This is a genomic window from Sinomicrobium sp., from assembly GCA_029266035.1.
GTDB lineage: Bacteria > Bacteroidota > Bacteroidia > Flavobacteriales > Flavobacteriaceae > Sinomicrobium.
In genome coordinates, this window is sequence record JAJUFH010000016.1 from 59,896 (window position 1) to 66,235 (window position 6,340).

7 protein-coding genes are annotated in these 6,340 nt (G+C 42.5%); 2 read left to right on the plus strand and 5 right to left on the minus strand.

Going from position 1 to position 6,340, the window contains the following annotated elements; genetic code table 11:
* Positions 1-28: 28 nt before the first annotated feature.
* Complete coding sequence (gene kynU / locus ACYZZR_RS08945; RefSeq protein WP_461533664.1) at positions 29-1,336, minus strand: kynureninase; 1,308 nt, start codon at positions 1,334-1,336, stop codon at positions 29-31.
* A 148-nt stretch (positions 1,337-1,484) separates the two neighbouring features.
* On the opposite strand from kynU, the gene ACYZZR_RS08950 reads away from it, so the two are divergent.
* Positions 1,485-2,129, plus strand: a complete 645-nt coding sequence (locus ACYZZR_RS08950) for an O-methyltransferase (protein WP_461533665.1) — start codon at positions 1,485-1,487, stop codon at positions 2,127-2,129.
* A gap of 80 nt (positions 2,130-2,209) precedes the next feature.
* Here ACYZZR_RS08950 and ACYZZR_RS08955 read toward each other — a convergent pair whose 3' ends face one another.
* Together ACYZZR_RS08955 and gpmI are read right to left on the minus strand one after the other, a co-directional pair.
* Positions 2,210-2,482 (minus strand): Sec-independent protein translocase subunit TatA/TatB, encoded by a 273-nt coding sequence (locus ACYZZR_RS08955; protein ID WP_461533666.1) that lies wholly within the window; start codon positions 2,480-2,482, stop codon positions 2,210-2,212.
* Positions 2,483-2,604: 122 nt separating this feature from the next.
* Positions 2,605-4,122 carry a 2,3-bisphosphoglycerate-independent phosphoglycerate mutase gene (gpmI, locus tag ACYZZR_RS08960; protein ID WP_461533667.1) on the minus strand — a complete coding sequence of 506 codons (1,518 nt, stop codon included), beginning with the start codon at positions 4,120-4,122 and terminating at the stop codon, positions 2,605-2,607.
* Positions 4,123-4,430: 308 nt separating this feature from the next.
* Between gpmI and ACYZZR_RS08965 the strand changes: the two genes are divergently transcribed.
* Complete coding sequence (locus ACYZZR_RS08965; protein WP_461533668.1) at positions 4,431-4,829, plus strand: ankyrin repeat domain-containing protein; 399 nt, start codon at positions 4,431-4,433, stop codon at positions 4,827-4,829.
* An 86-nt stretch (positions 4,830-4,915) separates the two neighbouring features.
* Here the strand turns inward: ACYZZR_RS08965 and ACYZZR_RS08970 are convergent, their stop codons facing one another.
* Entirely contained in the window at positions 4,916-5,650 is a 735-nt protein-coding gene (locus ACYZZR_RS08970) for a M15 family metallopeptidase (protein ID WP_461533669.1), read from the minus strand.
* A 27-nt stretch (positions 5,651-5,677) separates the two neighbouring features.
* Positions 5,678-6,133: a GNAT family N-acetyltransferase gene (locus tag ACYZZR_RS08975; RefSeq protein WP_461533670.1), complete on the minus strand. Its 456-nt coding sequence runs from the start codon at positions 6,131-6,133 to the stop codon at positions 5,678-5,680.
* Between the last annotated feature and the right edge of the window lie 207 nt (positions 6,134-6,340).

The following is a 6,340-nucleotide window of genomic DNA, read 5'->3' on the forward strand; positions in this document are numbered from 1 at the left end:
AAGCGCTCAAAGACTTAGGCTTACCGATTTATTTTTTGGTCGGCGTTTCTCTTTTCGATAAATACATTATCCCATCGCGCAAAATCTGTCCAAATTCATACATATCTTCAAAAGAACAGTAAAACGGAACAGGTGCCAGTCGGATAACATTGGGTTCTCTCCAATCGGTAACCACTCCGTTTTCCATCAGATAATCGAACAGTGATCTTCCCTGTCCGTGTAAAAATACAGAAAGTTGACACCCCCGCTCCTTCTGATTTCCTGGGGTTATCACTTCAAAGGTATTTCCGGGTATTTCGGCATCTATCTGTTGGAGAATAAATTCGAGATAGGCTGTGAGCTTATTTCGCTTTGCTATCAAAGCATCCATACCTACTTCATCAAACATTTCTACCGAGGCGAGATAAGGCGCCAGCGACAATACCGGCAAATTGCTTATCTGCCATCCGTCTGCCCCACGTACGGGGTCAAACTGCGACTCCATCAAAAAACGGCGCTCCTTATTGTGCCCCCACCAACCGGCAAATCTCGGAATATTCTTATCTCGATGGTGCTTCTCATGCACAAAAACTCCGGAAGCGTTACCGGGACCACTATTCATATATTTATAACTGCACCAAGCGGCAAAATCGACATTCCAATCGTGCAAATTCAATTTTACATTTCCGGCCGCATGTGCCAAATCCCAGCCCACCATAGCTCCTGCCTGCTTTGCGGCACGAGTAATGTTTTTCATATCGAAAACCTGTCCGGTATAATAATTAACCCCGCCCATAAGCAGCAATGCCAGCTCGTCTCCTGTTTCTTCTATCTTTGCAAGTACATCTTCGGTGCGTATGTTGTGCTCTCCGGCTCTCGGAGCTATCTCTACAATGGCGTCGGCCGGATCGTAACCGTGAAACTTTACCTGACTCTGCAACATATACTGATCGCTTGGAAAGGCCTTGGCTTCGCAAAGTATTTTAAACCGCTTCTCGGTCGGACGATAAAAGGAAACCATGAGTAGGTGTAGGTTGACGGTAAGTGTATTCATCACCGTCACCTCTACAGGTTTTGCCCCTACTATTCGGCTCAACGGATCGGCAAACCGCTCCTGATAATCCCACCAAGGTTTTTGGGCATAAAAATGACCCTCAACGGCCATTTCGGCCCAGTCGTTCATCACCTCATCTATAAATTTTCGGGTTCTTTTAGGCTGCAAGCCAAGCGAATTACCGGTAAAATAAATTACCTGCTTTCCGTTTACGAGAGGAAAAATAAACTCTTCTTTATACTTTTTTAACGGATCTTGAGCATCTGCTTCTACAGCATACGCCCTTGTATTCTGGAAGTGCATTCTCTATTGTTTTGGTAAAAGTACGGATTTCTTCCAAATAATAGCGTGTCGCACAACGCTTATCACAGAGGGTTGACAGATATGGTCTCAGTAGGTAAAGAAGAAAAGAAGGGTTCTTTGCTGTATATTTGCAACAAAACTTCTTAATATGCACTTTATCTCAGAAGACTTGGAACGCTATGTAGAGGATCACACCGAAAAGGAACCGGAACTCCTGCGGCAACTCGACCGGGAAACCCATCAGAAAGTACTGCGTCCTCGTATGCTGAGCGGACATTTTCAGGGGCGACTATTGAGTGTACTCTCTAAACTCATCGCTCCGAAGTACATACTCGAAATTGGCACCTACACAGGTTATTCAGCACTCTGCCTTGCCGAAGGCTTACAAAAGGGAGGAATGCTTCACACTATAGACATCAATGAAGAGCTTTGTGATATACAACAAAAGTATTTCACCCTCAGCGGTTTTGGAGACAGTATAGTGCAGCATACCGGCGATGCCCTGGAAATCATTCCAAAACTGGAAAACGGTATTGATTTAGTCTTCATCGATGCAGACAAACCCAATTACGTCAGCTATTTTGATCTCATTGTACCCAAAATGAAAAAGGGCGGACTCATCCTTTCAGACAATGTACTGTGGAGCGGAAAAGTACTGGAAGAAATTAAAGACAATGACAAAAGCACTCTAGCCCTAGTGGAGTACAATAAAAAACTCAGGGAAGACCCTCGGGTCGAGACTGTACTACTTCCTATTAGAGATGGTCTCACGGTAAGTCGCATAGTCGACTAATACCGTCTCGCTCAAAAATCCCGAAAGGACTTACAAACTCTCAACAATTCTCCATCCTATACAAGTCATAACGTTGCTCGTTAACGTTGTCTTTTGATCGATCCAGTAAGATCGTCTATATCCTCTTTGACCTTGTTGATCTCGTTATTGATATCGTCGGTAAAACTAGTGTCTATACCCTGTTTCTCTGCGCTTTTTTGTATCTCAGATTTTATGTCGTTGGTGGCATTTCGAAGCTGTTGCATTCCCTTGCCCAATCCTCTTGCAATTTCTGGAATCTTATCGGCGCCAAAAACCATCACTACGACAAAAAGGATAAAGAGTATTTCCGGTCCGCTGATAAATAAAAACATAGGTTTATAGAATAATTAGTACAAATATACGGAAGTTTACAACCGCACTACAAGATTTTAACCATCAATTATTTCGGGAAACAAACTTTACTATTGGCAGTCGACATCGGGTAAATCGACCGCTACACCAAAGAATGTCTCGACATTTCTTCCGGTTGGGCTACGTCAATTAGTTTTAGGACAGTAGGAGCTATATCGCCTAAAATACCACTGTCTACGTGAGTCACCTCGTCGTCTACCACTATGATTGGAACAGGATTGGTGGTATGCGCTGTATTCGGACTGCCATCGGGGTTTATCATAGTATCACAATTACCGTGATCTGCAATAATAATCGACGCATATCCATTTTCAAGAGCCGTACCTACTACCTCTCTGGCACATTGATCTACGGTTTCACAAGCTTTAACGGCTGCTTCCAATACTCCGGTATGGCCTACCATATCGGGATTGGCAAAATTGAGGCACACAAAGTCTGCTTCACCCTTTTTCAGTTCAGGAATAATGGCATCGCGTATATCAAAGGCACTCATTTCAGGTTGTAAATCGTAGGTCGCTACCTTTGGAGAGGGACACAAAATTCGCTTTTCTCCCGGAAAAGGTTCCTCTCGTCCTCCGTTAAAGAAAAAGGTAACATGGGGATACTTCTCCGTCTCCGCAATACGAATCTGTTTTTTGCCGGCTTGCGACAATACCTCTCCAAGTGTTTTTCTGATATTCTCCTTGTCGTATATCACACGAACATTTTCAAAGGTTTCGTCGTAATTGGTCATGGTCACATAATAGAGATCCAGCTTGTGCATATTCTGCTCGTGAAAATCCTGTTGACTCAAAGCCTGAGTAAGCTGCCTTCCCCTATCTGTTCTGAAGTTAAAGAAAATCACCACATCCCCCGGCTGAATAACTGCTGTTGGCTGTCCTTTGCCATTATCGGCTATAATGGGTTTTATAAACTCATCGGTAATCCCCTCGTCATAACTTTCTTGAACGGCCTTGACCAAATCAGAAGTCAAATATCCCTCAGCATTCACTAAAGCGTCGTAGGCGAGCTTAACCCTCTCCCAGCGCTTATCTCTGTCCATCGCGTAATACCTCCCTGTTATCGAAGCCAGAGTAGCGTGTCTTTTGCCACAATACTCAGATATATCGGCAACATAATCTTTTCCACTTTTTGGATCCACATCTCGCCCATCGGTAAAGGCGTGAACGTACACCTGTTCCAATCCATAACTGTCGGAGGCATCCAGTAAGCCTTTGAGGTGATTGATATGCGAGTGTACTCCACCATCGCTTAAAAGTCCGAGAAAGTGAAGGTTTTTTCCACTTTCTTTTGCGTGTACAAAAGCTTCTTTTAACACTGGCTCGTCTGCAAGGGTTCCTTTTTCTACGGCCATATTTATCTTGGCGAGATCCTGATATACAATTCTACCGGCTCCGAGGTTCATATGTCCTACCTCACTATTTCCCATCTGCCCTTCGGGAAGACCTACATTCATCCCATCAGTACGCAATTCGGCATTGGGGTATTTCTTGTACAAGGAATCTATAAAAGGAGTATTGGCATGATCTATAGCCGATATTTCCGGATTGGGCGACTTGCCCCAGCCATCCAGTATCATCAGTAAAACTTTCTTATTCATATCTCGAATATCTATATGTGAAATTTTGAAGTGTTTTGACAAGGTTTTTCCAAACCTTATACAAAAGTACGAATACTAACGTATAAGCAGATAGAGAAACGGAATTATAATGGCATATTTCTTAACCCTATACAAGGTTTAACACAAAAACACACCCTTCATATCCTATCCGCTCTTTAGTCTTAAAAATGTTAATTTTTTGTTATAAAAAAAATTTGCTGTAACATTCCCTACAACTTATCGTCTTTAAGATAAAGCGCTTTTATAAAACAATTATCAATTTTTTAATCCATCAAAATCAATACATCATGAAAAATACAATTTCAATCCTCACTGTTTTAGCGCTTGCATTTTCTCTATCACAATCAGCCAATGCTGCAAACAGCAAAATGCACAACGACCGGCCTATAACAACTTTAAACACTGTACACAAGGTGAGTCCGTTTTGCTTAGCTATCTCCAAAGGGGATTTGGTCACCGTAAAAAAACTCATCGAATTGGGGCACAATGTAAATGAGACATCAGAGGGACTTACTCCTCTTATGTACGCGGCCCGCTACAATAAAGTAGAGATCATAAAGGTACTGATTGCCAACGGTGCTAAACTGACGGCAAAAAACGAAAAAGGTTTTACTGCACTTAAGTACGCAGAGCTTTCCAACGCCACAGAAGCCATGGCTGTATTGCAGGAAGCCTTGAAGAAATGAGACTAATAATCTCATGCTTTACATATATTTGATTAGCTAAAAACCCCGCCGTCAGGTGGGGTTTTGTATTCTCTGTACTACTGTACTCAAGGCAAAAGAATCGGATTTATATCCAGTATGTTCTCACGGGTATATCGCTCTATAAAACTGTCTGTAAAACTATCGGCTCCGGCCACGTTTTCTCTGGTGATTATCTTCTTTACATCCAGTTTTCGATATGCCCTGAGCATAGATATAGACAGCGGTGCATAACTGTAATGCCAGGGTTCGTAATAAAATCCCTTACGCCCTTCTCTATCGGTATATACTCTATAAAAATCGTAGTTAGAGGCGTTTTCATCCATCCATTTTTTTAGGTTTTCAAAAACACCACCCTGTTCGTAATGTGTTGTAACCAGAAGGTCTCCTCCCGAAAAAGAAACCCTATCATCTATAACATCTATATCTGTAGCCCAGTGATGGCGCGAAGTTCCCGGCACGGTTGAATACTCGATAATACGTTCTATAGCCTTTTCGGGTAGCATCCCCTTACCGGTATAAAGCTTGTATTTACGTTCCCAAATTGCCTTTTGTCTTTGAAAACTGCGATATCCGGATACGATCTTTAGTCCGATTCCATCCGCTGCTGCCGCTTTTCTCATCGATGCAAAAGCGCAACTCGCTTCAAGTCTCAGTTGTATTCCATCTCCGTACAATTTAGGACTCCCCTTGCCTATGAGTTCGTCATAGGAATAGTCTGAACTAGGCGCAGCTAGGAGTTGAAAACTCCCCGTTGCCATAGCTGCAAGACTTACCGATTTTATAAAATCCCTTCTCTTCATATTGGTTTCAAAAAAACACCTGCCATATTACCTCAAGGTTTTGCTCATCACATAGTGCGGACCAGCTGTTTCTATCTCAAACTCCTCCCCTGTTATCTCATATCCCATATTTTTATAAAACCCCAAGGCAACCTTCCTTGCATTCATCCACACAAAATTTCGTCCCCTACGTATCACTTCCTCTTCAACAGCTTTTACCAAACTATATCCCAGCCCTTTACCTTGATATTCTGGCATCACGGCCATTCCCCTCAACTGAAATTGCTCTTCGACCTCAAATACAGGGTTATTCCGCTCTACTATAGTCACCACTCCCGCCAAGCTGTCTTTGTCATAAACACCGAGATGAAAACTACTGGGGTCTTCATCGCCGTCAAATATACAAGACGACAGTGGCAAACCCTCGCGAAGCACTGGATGTCTAACAGCATGGGTTTCGGAAGCTTCTATAAATTTAATTTGGTAACGGTCTGTCTCTTTCATTGAATTAGTTTGTTAGTTTATTAGTTTGTAGTTTGGGGTTTGGGGTTTGTGGTTTATGGTTTGACCTTTGACCTTGCCTGAATAAGCTTGCCTTTTTTCAGGTTAATAATTAATGATTACTGTTGGTCTTTCTTTTGGGGCGCGCCCCAAAAGAAAAGTTTCAAATTCTTCTGGTTTCATATTTTTTAGTGAACCATGTGGTCGTTG